General features: G+C 76.1%; 19 protein-coding genes. 7 read left to right on the plus strand and 12 right to left on the minus strand.

The annotated features are described in order from the left end of the window. The first annotated feature begins 57 nt into the window (after window positions 1–57). The gene (locus tag AC067J_RS17215) at window positions 58–1,512 is read left to right on the plus strand and encodes an RsmB/NOP family class I SAM-dependent RNA methyltransferase (protein WP_478299935.1); all 1,455 of its coding nucleotides are present in this window, start codon (window positions 58–60) and stop codon (window positions 1,510–1,512) included. A 107-nt stretch (window positions 1,513–1,619) separates the two neighbouring features. Here AC067J_RS17215 and AC067J_RS17220 read toward each other — a convergent pair whose 3' ends face one another. After that, window positions 1,620–2,717 (minus strand): LysR family transcriptional regulator, encoded by a 1,098-nt coding sequence (locus tag AC067J_RS17220; RefSeq protein ID WP_478299937.1) that lies wholly within the window; start codon window positions 2,715–2,717, stop codon window positions 1,620–1,622. 206 nt (window positions 2,718–2,923) lie between these two features. Here AC067J_RS17220 and AC067J_RS17225 point away from each other — a divergent pair, with 206 nt between their 5' ends. Both AC067J_RS17225 and AC067J_RS17230 read left to right on the plus strand, forming a co-directional pair. Further along, a complete protein-coding gene (locus AC067J_RS17225; RefSeq protein ID WP_478299939.1) occupies window positions 2,924–3,973 on the plus strand; it encodes a YncE family protein in 1,050 nt (349 codons plus the stop codon). Between the two features lie 10 nt (window positions 3,974–3,983). After that, entirely contained in the window at window positions 3,984–4,820 is an 837-nt protein-coding gene (locus AC067J_RS17230; protein WP_478299941.1) for a helix-turn-helix domain-containing protein, read from the plus strand. A gap of 51 nt (window positions 4,821–4,871) precedes the next feature. On the opposite strand, the gene AC067J_RS17235 is transcribed toward AC067J_RS17230, so the two are convergent. Both AC067J_RS17235 and AC067J_RS17240 read right to left on the minus strand, forming a co-directional pair. Continuing rightward, window positions 4,872–5,807: a hypothetical protein gene (locus AC067J_RS17235; RefSeq protein ID WP_478299943.1), complete on the minus strand. Its 936-nt coding sequence runs from the start codon at window positions 5,805–5,807 to the stop codon at window positions 4,872–4,874. Further along, window positions 5,804–6,736: a ChbG/HpnK family deacetylase gene (locus AC067J_RS17240; protein ID WP_478299945.1), complete on the minus strand. Its 933-nt coding sequence runs from the start codon at window positions 6,734–6,736 to the stop codon at window positions 5,804–5,806. Before AC067J_RS17240 ends, AC067J_RS17235 begins: the two co-directional genes overlap by 4 nt. A 66-nt stretch (window positions 6,737–6,802) precedes the next feature. Between AC067J_RS17240 and AC067J_RS17245 the strand changes: the two genes are divergently transcribed. Both AC067J_RS17245 and AC067J_RS17250 read left to right on the plus strand, forming a co-directional pair. Continuing rightward, window positions 6,803–7,318, plus strand: a complete 516-nt coding sequence (locus AC067J_RS17245) for an HAD domain-containing protein (protein WP_478299946.1) — start codon at window positions 6,803–6,805, stop codon at window positions 7,316–7,318. Between the two features lie 68 nt (window positions 7,319–7,386). Then, a complete protein-coding gene (locus AC067J_RS17250) occupies window positions 7,387–8,145 on the plus strand; it encodes a hypothetical protein (protein WP_478299948.1) in 759 nt (252 codons plus the stop codon). On the opposite strand, the gene AC067J_RS17255 is transcribed toward AC067J_RS17250, so the two are convergent. The 7 genes from AC067J_RS17255 to AC067J_RS17285 all read right to left on the minus strand — a co-directional run bounded on the left by AC067J_RS17255 (window position 8,134) and on the right by AC067J_RS17285 (window position 14,065). Further along, the gene (locus tag AC067J_RS17255) at window positions 8,134–9,042 is read right to left on the minus strand and encodes a GlxA family transcriptional regulator (RefSeq protein ID WP_478299950.1); all 909 of its coding nucleotides are present in this window, start codon (window positions 9,040–9,042) and stop codon (window positions 8,134–8,136) included. The two genes, AC067J_RS17250 and AC067J_RS17255, sit on opposite strands and share 12 nt — an antisense overlap. Window positions 9,043–9,049: 7 nt before the next feature. Next, window positions 9,050–9,718, minus strand: coding sequence for a cysteine hydrolase family protein (locus AC067J_RS17260; RefSeq protein ID WP_478299951.1), 669 nt, complete (start codon window positions 9,716–9,718; stop codon window positions 9,050–9,052). Between the two features lie 69 nt (window positions 9,719–9,787). Next, a complete protein-coding gene (locus tag AC067J_RS17265; protein ID WP_478299953.1) occupies window positions 9,788–10,147 on the minus strand; it encodes a DUF6204 family protein in 360 nt (119 codons plus the stop codon). After that, complete coding sequence (locus AC067J_RS17270) at window positions 10,144–10,386, minus strand: hypothetical protein (protein ID WP_478299955.1); 243 nt, start codon at window positions 10,384–10,386, stop codon at window positions 10,144–10,146. The genes AC067J_RS17265 and AC067J_RS17270 overlap by 4 nt, the downstream gene beginning before the upstream one ends. Beyond that, complete coding sequence (locus AC067J_RS17275) at window positions 10,383–11,582, minus strand: type III PLP-dependent enzyme (protein WP_478299957.1); 1,200 nt, start codon at window positions 11,580–11,582, stop codon at window positions 10,383–10,385. Before AC067J_RS17275 ends, AC067J_RS17270 begins: the two co-directional genes overlap by 4 nt. Beyond that, window positions 11,575–11,844: a hypothetical protein gene (locus AC067J_RS17280; RefSeq protein ID WP_478299959.1), complete on the minus strand. Its 270-nt coding sequence runs from the start codon at window positions 11,842–11,844 to the stop codon at window positions 11,575–11,577. The genes AC067J_RS17275 and AC067J_RS17280 overlap by 8 nt, the downstream gene beginning before the upstream one ends. A 1,237-nt stretch (window positions 11,845–13,081) precedes the next feature. Then, complete coding sequence (locus AC067J_RS17285; protein WP_478299961.1) at window positions 13,082–14,065, minus strand: NADP-dependent oxidoreductase; 984 nt, start codon at window positions 14,063–14,065, stop codon at window positions 13,082–13,084. A 132-nt stretch (window positions 14,066–14,197) separates the two neighbouring features. Here AC067J_RS17285 and AC067J_RS17290 point away from each other — a divergent pair, with 132 nt between their 5' ends. Further along, window positions 14,198–14,884, plus strand: coding sequence for a TetR/AcrR family transcriptional regulator (locus AC067J_RS17290; RefSeq protein WP_478299962.1), 687 nt, complete (start codon window positions 14,198–14,200; stop codon window positions 14,882–14,884). 351 nt (window positions 14,885–15,235) lie between these two features. Here AC067J_RS17290 and AC067J_RS17295 read toward each other — a convergent pair whose 3' ends face one another. Next, window positions 15,236–16,336, minus strand: a complete 1,101-nt coding sequence (locus AC067J_RS17295; protein WP_478299964.1) for a YncE family protein — start codon at window positions 16,334–16,336, stop codon at window positions 15,236–15,238. Between the two features lie 471 nt (window positions 16,337–16,807). Here AC067J_RS17295 and AC067J_RS17300 point away from each other — a divergent pair, with 471 nt between their 5' ends. Next, window positions 16,808–18,172: an FAD-dependent oxidoreductase gene (locus tag AC067J_RS17300; RefSeq protein ID WP_478299966.1), complete on the plus strand. Its 1,365-nt coding sequence runs from the start codon at window positions 16,808–16,810 to the stop codon at window positions 18,170–18,172. A gap of 279 nt (window positions 18,173–18,451) precedes the next feature. Here AC067J_RS17300 and AC067J_RS17305 read toward each other — a convergent pair whose 3' ends face one another. Next, entirely contained in the window at window positions 18,452–18,949 is a 498-nt protein-coding gene (locus AC067J_RS17305) for a hypothetical protein (RefSeq protein WP_478299968.1), read from the minus strand. Between the last annotated feature and the right edge of the window lie 145 nt (window positions 18,950–19,094).

A 19,094-nucleotide genomic window follows, 5' to 3' on the forward strand; every position in this document is an offset into this window, starting at 1 on the left:
AGATCCCGGGATCCGGAGATCCCGAGATAACCCCGCAGCACTTTCGAGGCACATCCCATGAGCACGCCCAGCAGCACCCCCGGCACCCGCGGCGCCCAGCGCGCCCCCCGCCCGCACCGCCGGCCGAAGAAGGACCCGGCCCGGATCGTCGCCTTCCGCGCCCTGCGCGCCGTCGACGAGCGCGACGCCTACGCCAACCTGATCCTGCCCTCGCTGCTCCGCGAGGCCGAGCAGAAGGGCATGGACCGGCGCGACGCGGCGCTCGCCACCGAGCTGGTCTACGGCACCCTGCGCCTCCAGGGCACCTACGACGCGGTCATCGCCGCCTGCATCGACCGGCCGCTGAGCAAGGTCGACCCGCCGGTCCTCGACGTGCTCTCGCTCGGCGCCCACCAGCTGCTCACCACCCGCATCCCCAGCCACGCCGCCGTCTCCGCCACCGTCGAGCTGGCCCGGGTGGTGCTCGGCGACGGGAAGGCCAAGTTCGTCAACGCCGTGCTGCGCCGGATCAGCGCCCACGACCTCGACGAGTGGATCGGCCTGGTCGCACCGCCGTACGACAAGGACGCCGAGGACCACCTCGCCGTCGTCCACTCCCACCCGCGCTGGGTGGTCGCCGCGCTCTGGGACTCGCTCGGCCGCTGGCAGCCGGACGCCTCCGGACGCGCCGCGGTGGAGGAACTGCTGCGCGCCGACAACGAGCGCCCCGAGGTCACCCTGGTGGCCCGCCCCGGCCGGGCCACCGTCGGCGAGCTCGCCGAGGTGCTGCCCGAGGCCGAGCCCGGCCGCTGGTCGCCGTTCGCGCTCCGGCTCGCCGAGGGCGGCGACCCGGGCGCGCTGGCGGCGGTCCAGGAGAACCGGGCCGGCGTCCAGGACGAGGGCAGCCAGCTGGTCGCCCTCGCCCTCGCCGCCGCCCCGCTGGACGGCCCCGACCGGCTCTGGCTGGACGGTTGCGCCGGCCCCGGCGGCAAGGCCGCGCTGCTCGCCGCGCTCGCCGCCGAGCGCGGAGCCGCGCTGGTGGCCAGCGAGAAGCAGCCGCACCGGGCCCGGCTGGTCGCCCGGGCACTCGCCGGCAACCCCGGCCCGTACACCGTCATCGCCGCCGACGGCACCCGGCCGGCCTGGAAGTCCGGCGGCTTCGACCGGGTGCTCGTCGACGTGCCCTGCTCCGGGCTGGGCGCGCTGCGCCGGCGGCCGGAGGCCCGCTGGCGCCGCCGCCCGCAGGACGTCGCCGCCTTCGGGCCGCTCCAGCGCGAGCTGCTCGGCTCGGCGATCGACGCCGTGCGGGTGGGCGGCGTGGTCGGCTACGCCACCTGCTCGCCGCACCTCGCCGAGACCAGGGCCGTCGTGGACGACGTGCTGCGGGCCGAGGGCGGCCGGGTCGAGTGGATCGACGCGCGGCCTCTGCTGCCGGGCGTGCCGGCCCTGGGGGAGGGGCCGGACGTCCAGCTGTGGCCGCACCTGCACGGGACGGACGCGATGTACCTGGCGCTGCTGCGGCGGACGGCGTAGCAGCGCACCGGCGGGGGGCCGTGACGGTGTCGGTGGTGACGGTGTCGGTGGCATCGGCGGTGGTGCTGCCGGTACCGCCGGCCCCTTCGGCCCTGTTCGCGACTGGGTCAACGGCCGCTCAGGGCTGGTGAGTTGGGTGCCACCCCGGGTCCGTCTCCGGGTGCCGCTCCGAGGGCCGGGGGGAAGGCCGGGGTGGTCGCTGCCGTGGGCGCGGGTGTGGGTGTGGGCGCGGGGTTGGGTGTGGCCGGGGTGTCGGTCGGCGTGACGGCCGGGATGGTGGAACCGTTCGGGGCGGTGCTCGGCCCGGCCTGGGCGGTCACCACGCCGCGGACCAGTTCGCGCAGCCAACGGTGGCCCGCGTCCTGGTCGTTGCGCGGGTGCCAGGCCATGCTCAGTACCACCTCGGGCAGCTCCACCGGCAGTCGGAAGGTGCCCAGCCCCAGCGCGGTGGCCGCCGCGCTGCCGAGCCGGGCCGGCGCCAGGCCGACCAGGTCGGTGTCGCGGAGCAGGAACAGCGCCGACGTGAAGCTCGGCACTATGGTCACCACCCGCCGGGCGAGCCCGACGTCGGCCAGCCGCGAATCGACCGGGCCGGGACCGCGGCCGTGCCGGGAGACCGCGAGGTGGTCGGCGTCGGCGAACTCGTGAACGGTGGGCGGTGGACCGACCGTCAGCGGGTGCCCGGCGCGGGCGATGCCGACCAGCCCGGTGGTGGTGAGCTGCTCGGTCCGGGTCTCCGGGTCCAGGTGGTCGATGACGCCGACCTCCAGGTCCACCACGCCGTCGCGCATCGCGGTCGACCCCTCCAGGTGGTCCCCGAGGAAGCGCAGCGTCACGGCCGGCGCCTGCGTGCGGACCGTCTCGACCAGCGTCGAGCCGATCGCCGTCAGCAGGACGTCGCCGGTCTGGAGGGTGAACCTGCGGTTCAGGTCGGCCGGTTCGGTGGCGGTCTGCGGCACCAGCAGCGCCTGGCCCCGGCTGACCAGCGCCCGCACCTCCGCCCGCAGTTCCACCGCGCGTGGTGTCGGTACCAGGCCGCGTCCGGCCCGGACCAGGATCGGGTCGCCGAGGACGCGGCGCAGTCGTCCCAGGGTGCGGCTCATCGCCGGGGCCGAGGTGTGCAGCCGCTCGGCGGCGCCGGTGACGCTGCCCTCGTCGAGCAGGGCGTCCAGGGCTACGAGCAGGTTGAGGTCGAGGTCGGGCATGGGCTTCTCCGCGAGTGGTCGGTCGACTGGGTGGGGGTGGTGGGGGAGGTGGATGACCGGAACTGGAAAGTATGGTGACCAGGCTTTCACTGGAGTGCATGCGGGTTCGGCATCTACCGTCGATCGTGACAACTCCCCTTCGGAGTAAAGGATCTGACGCGATGAATGACAATGACATGTTGGCGGTAGCCTGCCAAGGCGGCCGTATGCTGCTCTTCCTCTCCGCTGACGGATCTCGGCGGCTCGGCGAGGTGCGGCTTCCGCCCGAGCCGCACGAGGTGCTGTTCGATGCCGATCGAAGGCTGCTGTACTGCACGGTCACCTACCGGTCGGGTTTCTACGAGCACCACGGCGAGCGGGCCACGGAGTTGGTCGTGGTCGATCCGGATCGCCGGGTGGTGGTAGAGACCATTGACCTGGCGCCGGAGTGCGCCCCGCACGGACTGGCGCTCGATGCGGCGCGCGGACTGCTGTACGTGAGCGTGGAGGCCGGGCCGGCCGGGGACGGGGCGGTGCTCGCGGTGGACCTCGCGGCCCGCAAGGTGGTGGACCGGACCGGTGTCGGGGCGCCGGGGCCGCATTGGTTCGCGCTCACGCCGGACGGGACCAGGGGGTACACGACCAACAAGGAGGCGCCGTTCCTGACGGTGCTGGAGCCGGGAGCCGGCCGTATTCAGGGGCAGGGGCAGGGCCAGGGCCGGGATGCCGGCGGGCGGGGGCGGACCGGCGGGACGGTGGCCGTGCCGGGCAGCGAGGGCATCGCGATGAGCGCCGACGGGCGGTACGCGGTGGTCGCCACACCGAAGCTGGACCTGACGGGCGCACTCGCCGCGCCGCCCGCGCTGGCGGTGGTCGACGTCCGGACCGACCGGGTGGTGCGCACCCTCCCGCTGGCGGCCCCGGCGGTCCCCGTGCACGTGACGGCGGGCGGGCTGGTGCTGGCCGGGGAGGTCCACCTCGCCGCCCCGGCGGCGGACGGCGGGCCGGTCCCGACGGCCGGTCGGCTGCGGATCTTCGGGGCGGCGGGAGGCGGGCACGCGGCGCCGGAGGAGCTGGCGGAGCTGGGGGAGGTGACGGTCGGACAGGTGCCGCTGACCGTCCACTCGTCGCCGGACGGCGCGCTCGGATACGTCGCCGCCATCGCCTCGGACACGGTGACCGTGGTGGACCTGGCGGACCGGCGGGTGGTGCGCGAGGTCGGGCTGGGCCGGGGCGCCGGGCCGCACGGGCTGGCGTACGTGCCGGCGCTCGGGTGAAGGTGGGGTGGTGAGTTCGCAGCAGGAGGCGCCCGGAACAGCGGACGCGCCCGGCACGCGCGGTGCGCCCGCGGCGCCCGGCACGCCCGCGGCGCCCGGCACGCCGTACGCGCAGTGGCGGCCGGCGGTCGCGCCGCCACGGCAGGTCCGGTGCGTCTGGGTGCGGGAGAACGCCGGAGGCCCCGCCTACCGGCAGCTCATCCTGCCGGACGGCTGCGTGGACCTGGTCTGGTCGGGCGGGGCGCTGGAGGTGGTCGGGCCCGACCGCGGGCCCCGCAGTGTGCCGGTGCCCGGTGGGGCGGGCCTGGCCGGGGTGCGGTTCGGGCCGGGCGCGGCGGGTCTCCTGCTCGGGGCGGTCCCGGTGCGGGAGCTGTGCGACCTGCAGGTACCGCTCGGCGATCTGCTCGGGGCGGAGCCGGCGGAGCGGCTCGGGGACCGGCTGGCCCGGGCACGGGGGCCGAGGGCGGCCGCGTCGGTGCTGGACGCGTTCGCAGCCGCGTCGGCGCGCCGGTGGACTCCGGACCCGGTGGTCGAGCGGGCGGTGGCCGGACTCGGGCGGCCGGACGCGGTGCGGCTGCCGCTGCTGGCGGATGAACTGGGCATCTCCGAGCGGCAGTTGAGGCGCCGGATCACCGATGCGGTCGGGTACGGGCCGAAGACCCTGCAGGGGATCCTGCGGTTCCGGCGGGCCCTGGCCCTGGCCCGGTCCGGCGGCCTGGGGCTCGCCGAGACCGCGGCACGGGCCGGGTACGCCGACCAGGCGCACCTCACCCGGGAGGTGCGGCGGTGGGCGGGCGTGACGCCGACGGCGCTGCTGGGCCGGCCCGGGAGGCCCGGGCGGCGTTAGGGCGTGCCCTACGGCCCGGTCGGGCAGGCGGGGTGCCCGGAGGCGGTCGGGTCAGCCGGACGGCCCGTCGTAGGCGCGCAGCACGCGCAGTGCGGCCAGCGTCACCCCGGGGCGCGCCTCGGACTCGGTGGTGGCCGACCAGCGCGCCCAGTGGATCGGCCACCCGCCGTCCGGCTGCTGCCGGGTGGCGAGGTGGTCCAGCCCGCGGCCGAGTTCCGCGTCGGTGAACCACGCGCGGGCCAGGCTGTCCGGCCGGCGGGCGTAGTCGTGCGGGAGGTGGTACTCCCCGGGCGCGTAGCCGGGGGAGAGCAGCGCCTCCTCGGGCCGGTCCGGGTCGAGGAGCACGATGCGCTGGTCGCGGACCAGTTCGCCCAGGCGGGCCGCCGCCTGCCGCGCCCAGGCGGTGTCCGGGGTGGCGTCGAGGAAGCGGAGGGCCGCGCCGGCCTCGTACGGGTGCGTCCGGTCGAGGTTCTCGACGGCGGTGCGGCAGAAGGCCGTGGCGGCGGACAGCCAGGGGTGGTCGATGCCCCGGCGGAGCAGCGGTCCGACGATCTGGGCGGTGGCCAGCAGTTCGCCGGCCGGCTTCGCGTCGTCCTCGGGGACCGGCAGCCAGGGCGGGCGCGGGTACGGGCGCAGGCTCGGCAGGACGACGGGCACGCCGCCGTCCGGTGCGGTGACTCCGGCCAGCCAGTCGCAGATCGGGCGGGCGGCCGCGTCGTCCAGCCGTCCGGCCTCGTCCAGGACGTCGAGGGCGGTCGGGACGGCGATCGGCTGGCCGGCCGGTCCGCGGACGTCCGGTTCCAGGCCGAAGGCGTAGCCGCCGTCACTGCTCCGGTGGGCGGCCAGGGCGGCCAGGACGCCGGAGGGGTCGCTCTCGCCGCCGAACAGGTGGGCGAAGCGGCGCTGTTCCAGGACGCGGCCGGAGGTCCAGAGGAACCGGGCGGCCGCGCCGAGCACGGTGTCGTCGAGGCGTGTGGTGCGTGTCATGGCTCGACGGTAGGCGGCGGCGGGGCGGAGGTCTTGAAGGAACCGGACGCGGTGGGAGGCGGTGTCGCGGACCAGAGCGCCTGCAGGGGGCGGTAGTCGATCACGGTGACGCCGTGCTCGGTGAGCAGCTCGCGGGCCCGCGGCGAGACGAGGAAGCCGTGGTCCGACCCGCGTACGCGCCAGCCGCCGTCGCCCGGGCGGGAGGCGGGTGTGGCGAGGCTGGGGTGGACGGCCCATTCGGTGAGGCCGGGCGGGAGGTCGGCGAGCAGCCGGGCGTAGTGGCCCGGCTTGTCGTCGAGGGGCACGGCGAAGCTGTCCAGGAAGGGGTGGTCGATCACGGGGAGCCCGTGGGCCCGGAGGCGGTCCAGGGCGGGCGGCAGCCAGATGCGCACGGCGAGCCCGTACTCGGCGCCCAGGGCGAGGGCGAGGTCGAGGAGGTCGGGGCGGCCCGCGTCGGCGAGGCAGTGGAAGTCGAGGTGGGTGGGGCGGAGGCCGGTGCCGGTCGCGGCCTCGATCTGCGCGCGGAACTCCCGTTCCACGTCGGCGGGTCGGGCCTGGTCGAGGAGCCGCGCACGGCCGTCCGGGGTGGCCGGGAGGAAGTGTCCGGCCCGGTCGAGGAGGGAGGGGACGGCGGCCGGCGGGGAGAGCGGTCCCCAGCGGTGGCCCGGGGAGTCGGTGTCGCGGACCAGGGTGAGGTGGACGCCGAACGGCAGCTCCGGGCGCTCCCGGAGCAGGCGCAGCGCGTGCTGCGCCGCCGGACAGACCGTCATCAGGCTGGCGGAGGCGGCGATGCCGTGCTCGACGGCGTCGACGACGGCGAGGTTGACGTCTTCGTTCATGCCGAGGTCGTCGCAGTTGACGAGGAGGACGCGGGCGTCGGGGGCGAAGCCGAGCAACTCGCTGCTGAGGCGGGGCGGTTCCTGGTCCATGGCGGACAGTCTCGGGCAGGCGCGTGGCGGGGCGCACGGGGATTTCCGGGGCGCTATCGTGCGGGGGTGACGACCGATGCGGGACGGCTGCCGCTGCTCTTCCTGGACGTGGACGGGCCGCTGATCCCCTTCGGGGGCGCGGCCGGCCGGTATCCGGTGTTCCCGGGGAGCGAGGACCCGTCGAACCCCCTGCTGGGGCGGCTCGATCCGGCGCACGGGCGGCGGCTGGCGGCGCTGCCGTGCGAACCGGTGTGGGCGACGACGTGGGGGGCCGACGCCAACGCGTACCTCGCGCCGCGGCTCGGCCTGCCCGCGCTGGCCGAGCTGCCGACGGATCCGTGGGCCGGCGACGCGGGCGACGAGCGGGCCGGGCTGAGCTGGAAGACGCGCGGGGTCGTCGAGTTCGCCGCCGGCCGGGACTTCGTGTGGGTGGACGACGAGATCGGCGACGCCGACCGGGCGTGGGTGGCGGACCACCACCCGGGGCGGGCGCTGCTGTGGTGGGTGGATCCCGCGGTGGGGCTGGCGGACGGCGACTACGCGGAGGTCGGGGCCTGGTTGCGCCGACTGGTGGACGGGTAGCGGGAGGAGCGGGGCCCCGGGGCCCGCCGGAGGGGCGGTCGGACGGGCGCCGGAGGGGGCGTGGCACGGTGCGGAAGGCACGTGGGCTCGTGGCCGGCTGGGGGCTGGCGGCGGTCGTCCTCGGAGCGGCGGTGATGCTGTGGGACGGGGTGATGGGGTGGCCGTGGCCGCCGTGGGCCGAGGTGGTGCTCGGCGCGGGCCTGGCGGTGGCGCTGGTCGGGATGTTCCTCAGGCCCGGTGCGCACCGCTGGTTCGACGCGTTGCTGGCCTCCGGGGCGGCGGCGCTGGTGCTGGTCGCGGTCGGAGCCACGGCCGGGACGGCCGGGAACGCCGTGCGGTGGCAGCGGACGACGGAGCGGGTGACCGTCGTGGTCGGCCAGTGCCGGGTGACGGAGCGTCAGTTTGACGAGGTCGCCGGATGGTTGGAGCGGTTCGAGTGCCGGCACGAGTGGACGGCCGGAGGGCGGACGTTCGACGAGCCGCGCAGCACGGACCGGTTGTACTCGAACGGGACGGAGCTCCGGCGGTGGGCCGCGCCGGGGAGGGCGGAGCTGGACGAGCACTCGTGGGCGGACGTCGCGCCGCTCGCGGTGATCGCGGTCGTGACGGACGGGCTGGTGCTGCTCCTGGCGGGGGTGCGACTGGGGAGCTCGGTCCGGGAGCGGCAGCGGCGGCGGAAGTGGCGGGCGGGTAAGGGCGCTAGGGACGGAGACGGAGACGGGGGCAGAGATGGGGACGGAGACGGGGGCGGGGACGGGGCTGTCGGGCCGGGGGCGGCCGCGAGGGCGAGGGCGGGGAGTCGGGCGCTGGGCCGTTCACGCGCCTGACGAGCGCAGCCGGCGGAGCATCCGGGCGTCCTGGAAGCCGACGGCGCGGGCTGCCGACTCGGCGGTGGCACCGTGGGCGAGGAGGTGTTCGGCGCGTTCGACGCGGAGCTCCTGCTGGTAGCGGAGCGGGGTGAGACCGGTGGCCGCCGTGAAGTGCCGGGTGAGGGTGCGCTCGCTGACACCGGCGGCGTCGGCCAGGTCGGCGAGGGGGAGCGCGACGGTGAACCGGGCGTCGATGAGGTCCTGGACCCGGTGGACGGCGTCGACGAGGTGGGCACGGTGCCGGAGCATGACGCCGGCCTGCGGCTCGTCGCCGTTGCGCCGGGCGTAGACGACCATCTCGCGGGCGACCCGGGCCGCGGCGGCCGGGCCGTGCCGGACGGCGAGCAGGTGGAGGGCGAGGTCGATGCCGCTGGCGATCCCGGCGGAGGTGACCACGCGGTCGTCGACCACGTACAGGACGTCTCGGACCACGGTGGCCCGGGGGTGGCGGCGGGCGAGTTCGTCCTGCACGTCGTGGTGGGTGGTGCAGCGGCGGCCGTCGAGCAGGCCGGCCCGGCCGAGGGCGTCGGCTCCGGCGCAGACGGAGGCCACGGTGCCGCCGGCGGCGTGGTGGGCGGCGAGGCGGGCCAGGGTGGCGGGGGCGATCTCGCCGCTGCCGCGCAGGACGGGGGCGCGCCAGCCGGGGACGACGAGCAGGTCGTCGGCGGTGAGGTCGGGCCAATCGGTGGAGGCGCGCAGGGTGAGCCCCTGGGCGGTGGGGACGTCCTCCTGCTCGGCGACGTAGCCGATCTCGTACCCGTGGCCCTGGTCGGCGGCGGTGGAGAACGCCTGGGCGGGGCCGGCGAGGTCCAGCAGGTGCAGCTGCGGGACGAGCAGGAAGACGACGCGGGTCACGATCCGGTCAGCTCCCCGGGGTGATGGCACCGACGGCGGTGGCGACCGGTGCGGCGGTGGGCGTCACCGGTGCGATGGCGGCCGGTGCGGTGGCGGCGCCGACCAGTTCGTCGACGGTGGCGATCCGGGCGAACCGGTCGGCCAGCGCGTACTCGGTGCGGGCGATGATCTCGTCGGTGCCGAGGGTACGCGGGTCGGCGAGGATCTCGGCGAGGCTGCGGCCGGGCGGGGCGTCGCGGTGCTCGATCGGGTGGGTGGCGGTGGCGTCGACGGCGAAGACGACCTCGTAGCCGAGGTCGGAGGCGAGCCGGGCGGTCGTCTCGCAGCACTGCTCGGTGCGGAGGCCGCAGACGGTGAGGGTGTGCAGGCCGCGTTCGGTGAGCAGCTGCTGCAGGTTGGTGGTGGTGAACGCGTTGTGCGAGGTCTTGGTGAGGACGGGCTCGCCCGCGGCGGGGGCCAGCCCGTCGATGAGGCGGACGTGGCCGAGTGCCGGGTCGAAGACGGTGCCGGTTCCGGGCTCCGCGTGCAGGATCCAGACGACGAGGTCCCCGGCGGCCCGGGTGTGCTCGACCAGGCGGCGGACCTGCCCGACGACACCGGGGTCGGAGACGGCGGCCCAGTTCGCCCGCTGCCGGAAGGACTCCTGGACGTCGATCACGACGAGTGCGCTGTTCATGCCTCGATCATGGCGGGTCGGCGGGGCGTCGCTGAAGGCATCATCGGGGCGCGGTGCGGAACGATCCGGTCAGCCGGTGGCGGACCGGTTGGCGCGCCGCTGACGCTTGCCGAGCGGTGCCTGGGAGAGGTCCTCGGACTGGGAGCGGAGGTTCCGGTGGCCGTAGCCGCGCTCGTCGAGCCAGGCCCGCGCGGACCGCTCGGCGCGTTCGGTCGCGTCGAGGATGTCCTCCTCGGCCTCGCCGGTGTCCTGGAAGCGGAAGGTGAAGACGGCGCGCGCGTCGAGGTCGTAGCTGAGATGGCCTTCGGGGGTGAACGCGGCGTAGAGCACGTCGTGGTCGGCGGCGCGGGCCCGGAGTTCGGCGAGCTGCTCGGGGGTGAGGCCGTCGAAGACGCCGCGGACGGTGATGCGGAAGGTGCGGGTGGTCATCGGTCGAGCCTACGGAGGGGCCGGGGCGGGTGCCACGGGTTTTCGGCGGAGGCGGGCCGGCCCCCGCCTCGGGGGTGGGCGGGGGCGGCCCGGCCGCGCGAGCGCAGGGCGTCGCCGCCCTCGGAGAGACCGCTCTCACCGTAGGCGCGGGCCTCCAGCGCCACCACCTCGTCCCGGTCGTGCTCGGCCGGCGGCCGTACGAGGAGGTCGTCGTCCAGGCGGACCTGGTGCTCGGTCATCCGCTCGGGGCCTCCTCGGGGGCGTCGGAGCCGGTGCGGACACAGCTGTGGGGGAGCGGGGGGAAGCCGTTGAACCCCTGGGTGGTGTAGGCGGTGGAGTAGGCGCCGCAGGAGAGGATCCAGACCTGGTCCCCGGAGGCGGCGTCCCGGGGGACCGGCATGCCGGGGCCCTCGTCGGCGTAGGCGTCGTCGCTGTCGCAGGTGGGGCCGGCGACCACGGCGGGGACGGTCGCCGCGCCGGCCCGGCCGGGGAACTCCAGCCGGTAGCGCAACTCGTCCATCTCGTACAGGCCGTTGAACTTGCCGCAGCTCAGGTAGAGCCAGTACGCCCGCTCCCCGTCGAGCTGCTGACGTTCCGTCAGTCTGATGACGCGGGCGCGGATGGCGCCGTGGTCGGCTACCAGGTGGCGCCCGGGCTCGATCAGGAAGTCCAGCGGCCCGCCGGAGACGTCGCGCAGGCGCTGGATGCCCTCCCGGATGACCGCGAACATCTTGTCCACCGGCGGGTCGAGCGGCCGCCCGCGCCGGTCCAGGACGCCGAGGGCGGGCAGGCCGCCGCCGAGGTTGACGTGGTCCAGCAGGATGCCGCGCCGGCCGGCCTCCTCGATCACGGCGGCGAGGGTGTCCAGGGCGCTCCGCCAGGCCTCGGAGGTGAGCTGCTGGGAGCCGACGTGCACGGAGAGCCCGGCCGGGGTCAGCCCGGCGGCGCGGGCCGCCTCCAGGATCCGCAGCGCGTCCTCGGGGGAGCAGCCGAACTTGCGGCTGAGGCCCCAGAGTGCGCCCTCGCCGGTGGTGGCGAGCCGGCAGAAGATCCGGGCGCCGGGGGCGTGGGCGGCGATCGCGGCGACGTCGGCCAGGCTGTCGGTCGCGAAGTCCCGGACGCCGAGCCGGTGGGCCTCGGCGATCTGGCGGTCCGACTTGATGGTGTTGCCGTAGTGGATCCGGTCGACCGGGACGCCGCTGCGCAGCGCCTGGGCGATCTCCTGCGGTCCGGCCGCGTCGAAGCCGGAGCCGCGGGCGGCCAGGGCGGCCAGCACCTCGTCCACCGGACAGGCCTTCATGGCGAACCGGACGGCCACGCCGGGCAGTTCGCCCAGCAGGGCGTCGTACTGGGCTTCGATGCCGTCCAGGTCGAGGATGAGCCGGTCGTCCTCGCCGGCCGCGAGGGCGGTGCGCAGGCGTGCGTACTCAGGCATGGTCGGTGCTCCAACCGGGGCCGGCGGAGGCCGCGTCGGGCCCGTCCGGCGGAAGGCCGCGGGCCGAGCGGACCAGTGGGGTCCAGGCGTCGACGAGCAGCGCGAAGGTCTCGATGTCGGTCTGCGCCCCGTCCGGGCGGTGTGCCCCGGCGCTGAACTCCCCTGCAGCGTCGGGGGGTTCGTGGTCGGCGATGACGGGGGTACGGGCCCGGTCGGTGGGCGGGGTCAGGCGGATGCTGCTCGTGCCGGTGCTGTCGTTCACCCTTCGCCACCCCGGGGGGCGTGCGGCCGGGCATCCGGCTCCGCGCAGAACTCGCCTTCCCCGTAACAGGTGTCCGGACGTTTCGGGTCGCGGCGCCGGAAGTCCCGGGCGGGGTCGAGCGGACGCCGGGCGGCCCCGGTCGGGACCGCCTCCTTCACGACGCCGTAGCCGCGGATCCGTCGGAACGCGGGCCGCCCCTCGGAGAGCACGCGCAGCGGCCGTTGCCGCTCGGCGTCCTTCAGTGGGGTGCGGACGAGGCGGGGCCCGCCGCCGGTCCTGAAGCAGGGGCGCTCCGAAGCGGCTCGATACAGGTACCCGTCGGGCTTCGGCATCACGTCACTCCAAGGTTCGGGTCGGGACGTCGGGCTGGTGCCCGCGCGGGCGGCGGTGCTCGGGCATGCCGGAGGGCCCGGGTCCGCGGGGCGCGGGTGAGGCAGGGCCGGAGGAAGCCCTGAGGAGGGTGGGCGTGCGGTGTCGGGTGTCGGGAGTGCGGATGTCCGGTGCCGGACTTCCTGTGTCGGAGGCCCGGTGTCAGACGTCCTCTGCCGGATGTCCTTCGGCGGACGTCCCGTGTCAGGCGTCCGGTGTCGGCGCAGGAAGGCGGAATGCGGGAGGCTCCGGCGGCGCGACGTCGCGCGACCGGGCGTGCCGGTGCGCCGTTCGGCGGTCGGCAACGCCGGGTGTTCGGGCGGATGCCGTGGCCGGAATTCCTGGCCTCCTTCTGCTCTCGGTGCCCTCGCGCGGGGACTGACGCCCTCGGTGGACCTATCGCGTGACTCGTCAACTCGCTTGCTCGACAAGGTGTGTCGGGAGGTGTTCCGGCCTCGTCAAACGTGCGTTCCCCTACGGTGGACTAGACCAACTTCCGGTGTCAACCCTTGTCCTGGGGTGCCCGGGAGGCGGCTCCGCGCGAGTGCCGAACGGGGCATGACCTGCGCCGGAACCCCCTGGTCCGGCCGAGTCCGAACCGGTGGCGAGGCGGTCGGATGAACGGGCAGCACCCGTTGCCCATTCGTGCAGGCCCGTGTCCGAAGGGGCGGCAACGGGTGGGTGGGGGCGGGGCGGTGATGGCGGGTGGCCGGCGGGGGCCGGCCGGTCCGGGGCGACCGGTGCCCCCGGCGCCGGGGCGCGGCGTCGGGGGCACCGGCCGGCCGGTTCGGGGTCGGGCCGGGGCCGTCGGGGTTGCGCGGCCGGGCCGGGCCGGGCCGTCCGGGCGGCCGGATCCGTCCGGCCGGTCCTACGGGAGGACCCGGAGGACGAGTTTGCCCTGGAGGTGCCCCTGTTCGGCCTGTCGGTGCGCTGCCGCCGCCTCGGCGAGCGGGTGGACGCCACCGACGTGGACGCGCACCCGGCCGGAGTCGAGCAGCTCGGCCAGCGCGGCGAGGTCGGCCCCGCTGGAACGCACCTGCTGCATCCGGTCGGGGAGGGTGATGCCGAGCCCGGCGGCGCGCTCGCGGTGGTAGTCGCCGAGGTAGACGGGGAGGACGAGGCCGCCGCGCCGCACGGCCGGGAGGAGGCGGTGGGCGTCCGGCCCGCCGACGGTGTCGACCAGCAGGTCCGCCGCATCCGGGACGGCCTCGGCCGCGGAGGTGCGGGTGTAGTCGACGAACCGGTCCACCCCGAGTCCGCGGAGGAACGTCTCGTGCCGTCCGGAGGCCACGCCGATCACCCGCTCCGCACCGGCGATCCGGGCGAGCTGGACGGCGAAGTGCCCGACCCCGCCCGCCGCGCCGTTGACCAGGGTGGTGCCGCCGGGCAGCGGGGTCCGCTCCCCGAGCAGGAACTGGTAGGCGGTGAGTCCGGCCATCGGTACGGCGGCGGCCTCGGTGTGGTCGAGTGAGGCCGGCTTGGCGGCCAGGTGGTCGGTGGGGGCCGTGACGTACTCGGCGTACCCGGCGCCCTGCCCGGGGAAGCGGATCAGTCCGAAGACCTCGTCCCCGGGCCGCCAGTCGGTGACGCCCTCGCCGAGCTCGGCCACCATGCCCGAGACGTCACTGCCGAGGACGAGCGGCGGCGTCCACGCGGGTCGCAGCTCGGCCGGGATGCGGGCGAAGCCGGTGCGGGCGTACAGGTCGGGCGGGTTGATGCCCGCGGCGTGGACCCGGACCAGTACCTCGCCCGGTGCGGGCGACGGGCGGGGCACCTCCTCGTGGACCAGCACCTCGGGGCCTCCGAAGGCGTGCAGCCGGACGGCCCGCATGGTCGCGGTGCGGTTTCCCATGGTCGTCTCTTCCTCTCCCCGGGTGCCCCCGGATCTCTCCCCGATCGGGGGGCGACCGCCCGGTAGAATCCGGAGCGGTGCTCCGGAAAGAAAACCGGAGCAGTGCTCCACTTGTCAACGGTGAGGAACCCCATGCCCGTCGAGCCAGCCACGCCTCCCGCCGGGCGCGCCCCTCGCGCCGACGCCCGGCGCAATCGCGACCGCGTCCTGGAGGTGGCGGCGGAGGTGGTCTCCGAACAGGGCGCCCAGGCCTCCCTCCGGGACATCGCCCGCCGCGCCGACGTCGGCCTCGGCACGCTCTACCGCCACTTCCCGACCAGGGACGCCCTGTTGGAGGCGCTGCTGCGGCGGCGCTTCGAGCTCCTCGCCGACCGGGCGGACGCACTCGCCGTCGCCGGGCCGCCGGACCGCGCGCTGGGCGTCTGGCTGCGCGAGTTCACGCGCGGCGCGGGCGCCTACCAGGGGCTCTCCGCCGCGCTGATGGCCACGCTCCAGGATCCCGGGTCGCCGCTGCACGCCGCATGCCTGACGATGCGTCAAGCGTGCGGCCGGCTGCTGTCGGCGGCGCAGCGGGACGGCCTGGTCAGGCCGGACGTCGACGCCGTCGACCTGTTCGCCCTGGTCAACGCCCTCGCCTGGATCGCGGACCAGGCCCCGAGCCTCGCCGAACGGGGCGACCGCCTCTTCGGCCTGGTGATGGACGGGCTGGCGCCCCGGGCCGGAGGTGTCGGGGCCGTAGGGTCCGAGGGGTCCGAGGGGGCTGCGGGGTCCGTGGGGGTTGCGGGGTCCGTGGGGGCCGAGGGGGCCGCGGGGTGCTGACCGCGGGGCGCCGGGTGCGGGGCCGTCGGGTTCCGCGGTCTCCCGGCTCGCCCTCGACGGGACCGCCGGTGGCGCCACCTTCCGGGTGCCGCGTCGGGGGAGGGCTCCCGGGCACGGCGCCCGACCGGTCCCGGTCCCGGGTGCGGCGCGCGCCCGGGTCCGGCCCCGAACGGCCCCGGGTCCGGAGGGCAGCGGTCGCCGGTCCGTACGGGCGGGTTCGCGGGTGCCCGGTGCGCGGCCGGGCACCCGGCCGGTGGTACGCCGGGTACCTCGGCGGCGGCTCGTGCGGGCGGCGCCCGCCGCCGGTGTCGGCCGGCGGGTCGGGCAGCCGGCCGGGTGGTGGGTGGGCCGTCAGTACCTGACGGCCTTCAGGTAAGAGGCGTCACCGCGGATGCCGGCCAGGTAGAGCGTGTGCCCGCCCGGCGCGACCGCTGCGGCCGAGACGCCGTCCAGGCCGAAGCCGGTGAGCGTCTCGCCGGGGAGGCCGGCGCCGGTCGCGGTGTCGTAGGAGAGCACCGAGGCCTGCGGGGTCCAGCCGTCCTTGAGCACGTGGACCCGGCCGCCGTCCGGGCTCACCGCCGCGTAGTGGAGGTCGACCGGGGCGCCGGCGAAGGTGAAGACGGGCTTCGCCGTGTCGTTGACGGTGTCGACCACGTAGCCGGTGCCGGTGTCGGCCTGGGAGCCCAGCGCGTACAGGTGCAGGCCGTCCGGGGAGGCGGCCAGCTCCCTGGTGGCGCCGATCCGGTCGACGGTGCGGAACGCGGTCGGGACGGGGGTGGTGGTGTCGAGGTGCTCCAGGCCCGTGTCGGTGGAGACGTAGACGCCGGCGCCGCCCGGCTGGAGGGCGATGGCGCTGACGGCGTGGCCGCGCAGCGGCACGGTCGCGCTGAAGGCGCCCTGCCGGGTGTCGAACACCAGCACCCGACCGGGCCGGACGCCCTGGCCGTAGCCCTGCGGGCCGTCCTGGTCGACGTAGACCCTCGACCCGTCGGGGCTGACCGCCAGGCCGGTCAGGCGGCCCGCCGACCAGTCGGCGGGCCGCGGCTGGTCCGGGGCCGGGGTGCGGGACACCACCGAGTTGGCGGCGGTGTCGACGGCGACCAGCCGGTCCGACACCAGGACGTACAGGTGGCGGCCGTCCTGGCTCACCGCGGGCCGGCCGGCGGTGCCGTCGTCCGCCAGCGGCAGTTCGGCGACCACCGCGCCCGTCCGGGTGTCGACCGTGCGCAGCACGACCGGGGTCCGGCTGCCGGCCCGGTCGGCGGCGACGACGAACGCCCGGTTCCCCTCCGGGCCGACCGCCAGCCCGAGCGCCCGCCATCCGACGGCGGTACCGTCGGTCCCGCCGACCGCACCCGGTACCGTGTCGGCGACGGCGGCCCCGGCGCCCGCGCCGGTCAGCAGGAGCACCGCCGCAGCCACCAGCGATCCCGTCCAACGGGCCTTCGACACGCGCGAATTCATGATTCCCCACCCTGTGGTCTAGACATCATGTCGTGGTGCGAGGGTCAGGCTAGGGCACCCGGGCGGCGTTCCGGGGGCGGTTTTCGGACCACGTGCGGACGGCGGCGGGACGCCGCTGGTCGACGGTCCGGGAACGGCTCGATCACGTCCGGCGCGGGCCGGCGCGGGTCGGAGGGACCCCGGCACGCGGCGGTGGACGGGCGGTGCGCGGCTCGCCGCCGACCGGCGGCGGAGACGGGCGGGGTGGGCGGAGCGGGCGGCTCGGCCGTGCGGGGCGGGGTGGTGGGCCCGGGCGCGCAGGGCCGCCGGAAGTTCCCGCCCGGGTCATAGGTCGGCTCTATGACCTCATAGATCCGCACCGACTAGTCTCGGCACGGACCAGCAGTGTTGGCTGGCCGGGGGGTCGCCCTCACCCTCCTGCCCGCCTGCCCGTGCCCCCGTTCGGAGGATCGCCCCGCCATGTCCCGTCCGATCCGAGTCGCGATAGTCGGCGCCGGCCCCGCCGGCATCTACGCGGCCGACGCCCTGCTCAAGTCCGACGCCGCCCAGCAGCCCGGGGTCTCGATCGACCTGTTCGAGCGGATGCCCGCGCCGTTCGGCCTCATCCGGTACGGCGTGGCGCCCGACCACCCGCGGATCAAGGGCATCGTCACCGCGCTCCACCAGGTGCTGAGCAAGCCGCAGATCCGCGTCTTCGGCAACGTCGACTACCCGGGCGACCTCACGCTCGACGACCTGCACCGGTTCTACGACGCGGTGGTCTTCGCGACCGGCGCGATGGCCGACCGGGCGCTCGACATCCCCGGCGTCGGGCTCGAAGGGTCCTACGGGGCCGCCGACTTCGTCTCCTGGTACGACGGCCACCCGGACGTGCCGCGCACCTGGCCGCTGGAGGCCGGGAAGGTCGCCGTGCTCGGCGCGGGCAACGTCGCGCTCGACGTGGCCCGCATCCTCGCCAAGACCGCCGACGAGCTGCTCCCCACCGAGATCCCGCCGAACGTGTACGAGGGGCTGCGCGCCAACAAGGCCCTGGAGGTGCACGTGTTCGCCCGGCGCGGGCCCGCCCAGGCCAAGTTCAGCCCGATGGAGCTGCGCGAGCTCGACCACTCGCCGAACATCGAGGTCATCGTCGCCCCCGAGGACATCGACTACGACGACGGCTCGATCGCCGAGCGGCGCGGCGCCAAGCACGTCGACATGGTCGCCTCGACCATCGAGAACTGGGCGATCCGCGACGCCGGCGACCGCCCGCACAAGCTGTTCCTGCACTTCTTCGAGTCCCCGGTGGAGATCCTCGGCGCCGACGGCCGGGTGAGCGGGCTGCGCACCGAGCGCACCGAACTCGACGGCACGGGCAACGTCCGGGGCACCGGCCGGCACACCGACTGGGACGTGCAGGCGATCTACCGGGCGATCGGCTACTACTCCGACGAGCTGCCCAAGGTGCCGTTCGACCCGGTGTCCGGCACCGTCCCGAACGAGGCCGGCCGGGTGCTCGCGGCCGACGGCTCGCACCAGGCCGCCACCTACGTCACCGGCTGGATCAAGCGCGGCCCGGTCGGCCTCATCGGGCACACCAAGGGCGACGCCAACGAGACCGTCGCCTGCCTGCTCGCCGACCAGGCCGAGGGCCGCCTCCCCGGCGCCGTCGAGCCCGAGCCGGACGCGGTCCTCGCCCACCTGCACGCCCAGGGCGTCCGGTACACCACGTGGGAGGGGTGGCAGCTGCTCGACGCCCACGAGCGCGCGCTCGGCGCGGCGGAGGGGCGGGAGCGGGTCAAGGTCGTGGAGCGGGAGGACATGCTGCGGCACAGCGGGGCGTAGCCCGAGCGGGCGCGGTGGCGCCGGGACCGGGCCACCGCCGGGGACGGGCCGCCGCGGGGGCCGGGCCACCGCCGGGGCCGGCGCCCCGGGGGTCGGCCCCGGCGGCGCGGCCCCCGGGTCAGGGTCTGTCCCGCGCTCCGGGTCTGCCCCGTGCACCGGGTCTGTCCCGTGCTCCGGGTCTGCTCCGGGCTCCCCGGGGGTGCTCCGCGTCCCGTCCGTGCCGACGGGGCGCGGAGCCCTGCGGGTTCCGGTGCGTTCCGGTGCGTGCGGCCGGCCCGGTCAACTGCGCGGGCTCCGCGGGCCGCCCGAGTACTCGGCGTCCGCCGACGGCGGCGGGGCGAGCAGGACCGGCCAGTCGTCGCCGGCGGCGAGCACCTCGTCGAGGGTGCGGCCGGGCGCGGCCGTGAAGACGGCGGTCCCGGCGTCGGCGGCCAGGGCGTACAGCCGCGGGTCCACCGCCGTCTCGGCACGCAGCACGAGCGCGGCCTCCGGGACGATCGCGGAACGCGCGGGGAAACCCGCCGGGTCGATGCCGAGCTGCTCCAGCGCGAACGGGTGGACCGCGACGTCGACGGCCAGCCGGTCCCCGTCGAGGGCGTGTTCCGCCCATCCGTCGGTCGGGAGCAGGAAGAGCGCACCGTCCCCCTCGTGCCCGTACCAGCCCAGCCTGGCGACGGCCTGTTCGCCGGGCGGGCCCTCCGGGTCGACGAGCAGCGCCACCACGGGGGCGTCCGGGTCGTCGGGGTTGATGCCGGTTCGGACATGCAGCCGGGCCACGGGCGACCTCCGATGAGCGGGACGGTGGGGAGTGGGCGCGGGTGCGGATCCGGTGGCGCCGGTGGCGGCCGGACCCGTCTCGGGGGAGCGTAGTCGTCGGCGGGCGGTCCCTCGCCGGCGGTTCCGCCGCGCGGCCGGGGCCGTC

Source organism: Kitasatospora sp. NPDC042419, from assembly GCF_056437345.1.

Bases quoted from the DNA above. Each gene is read 5' to 3' on its own strand.
- AC067J_RS17215 (WP_478299935.1), top strand. From the start codon at position 58: ATGAGCACGCCCAGCAGCACCCCCGGCACCCGCGGCGCCCAGCGCGCC.
- AC067J_RS17220 (WP_478299937.1), bottom strand. From the start codon at position 2,717: ATGCCCGACCTCGACCTCAACCTGCTCGTAGCCCTGGACGCCCTGCTC.
- AC067J_RS17225 (WP_478299939.1), top strand. From the start codon at position 2,924: ATGCTGCTCTTCCTCTCCGCTGACGGATCTCGGCGGCTCGGCGAGGTG.
- AC067J_RS17235 (WP_478299943.1), bottom strand. From the start codon at position 5,807: ATGACACGCACCACACGCCTCGACGACACCGTGCTCGGCGCGGCCGCC.
- AC067J_RS17240 (WP_478299945.1), bottom strand. From the start codon at position 6,736: ATGGACCAGGAACCGCCCCGCCTCAGCAGCGAGTTGCTCGGCTTCGCC.
- AC067J_RS17260 (WP_478299951.1), bottom strand. From the start codon at position 9,718: ATGAACAGCGCACTCGTCGTGATCGACGTCCAGGAGTCCTTCCGGCAG.
- AC067J_RS17265 (WP_478299953.1), bottom strand. From the start codon at position 10,147: ATGACCACCCGCACCTTCCGCATCACCGTCCGCGGCGTCTTCGACGGC.
- AC067J_RS17270 (WP_478299955.1), bottom strand. From the start codon at position 10,386: ATGACCGAGCACCAGGTCCGCCTGGACGACGACCTCCTCGTACGGCCG.
- AC067J_RS17275 (WP_478299957.1), bottom strand. From the start codon at position 11,582: ATGCCTGAGTACGCACGCCTGCGCACCGCCCTCGCGGCCGGCGAGGAC.
- AC067J_RS17285 (WP_478299961.1), bottom strand. From the start codon at position 14,065: ATGGGAAACCGCACCGCGACCATGCGGGCCGTCCGGCTGCACGCCTTC.
- AC067J_RS17290 (WP_478299962.1), top strand. From the start codon at position 14,198: ATGCCCGTCGAGCCAGCCACGCCTCCCGCCGGGCGCGCCCCTCGCGCC.
- AC067J_RS17300 (WP_478299966.1), top strand. From the start codon at position 16,808: ATGTCCCGTCCGATCCGAGTCGCGATAGTCGGCGCCGGCCCCGCCGGC.